The sequence below is a fragment of the Streptomyces sp. AC627_RSS907 genome (genome assembly GCF_019049165.1).
The window spans coordinates 1-636 of the sequence record NZ_JAGMUE010001406.1 but is presented as its reverse complement, the minus strand read 5'-3'; the positions used below and the strand labels follow the sequence as shown (position 1 = coordinate 636).

At 70.1% G+C, this 636-nt stretch carries 2 pseudogenes; one reads left to right on the top strand and one right to left on the bottom strand.

Annotated elements, in window-relative coordinates:
- Positions 1 to 159: pseudogene (locus KUM32_RS42145) on the top strand (IS5/IS1182 family transposase); the annotation flags it as partial.
- Between the two features lie 183 nt (positions 160 to 342).
- Here the strand turns inward: KUM32_RS42145 and KUM32_RS42140 are convergent.
- Positions 343 to 636: pseudogene (locus tag KUM32_RS42140) on the bottom strand (histidinol-phosphatase); the annotation flags it as partial.

Below are 636 nucleotides of genomic sequence, written 5' to 3'. Positions count from 1 at the left end.
CGTAGCCACACCATCGCCGAGCAGTCCAGGAACCACCCGTACTCCACCAACCACCAGGTCGTCATCGACACTGACACCGACACCCGGCTCGTCGTCGCGGTCGGCCAACCAGTGGCGGGCGACCGCAGCGACTGCGAGGCATGGGAACTATCCGGCGCGAGCCGCCTTCACCGCGAAGTCCGTGCCCGCTCGCACGACCTCGTCCTTGCCGAATGACACAGAAAACAGCAGGCCACCAGGCACGTCAGAGATCAATGGCGACGCACATCACCACCCCGGCCGACGCGCCCGGGGGCGGCAAACCGGCTTCCGCTCGCCTGCCGCCCCAGGGGATCACGGCCGTCAGCGTGTGACGTCCACGAAGATCGGGTTGGTGTAGAACCACGTGTCGAGCCACGGGTCACCTTTGCCGGGTTCGTGGGGAAGCGGGCCGTGGGGGTCGATCCTCGCGCCGAGGAAGCCCGCGCCGTGGCGCTTGCCGTCGCTGCCGCGCAGCCGCAGGTAGAACGGGTGGTCAGCGCGCCCGACCGGGATGCGCAGGGTGTACGTGCCGCGGCGGCCCAGTACGTCGGAGGTGTGGACGACCCGGGTGTCCGGGGCTCGCCAGTCGTCGCGGTCGGCGGCCGGTCCGCAGAC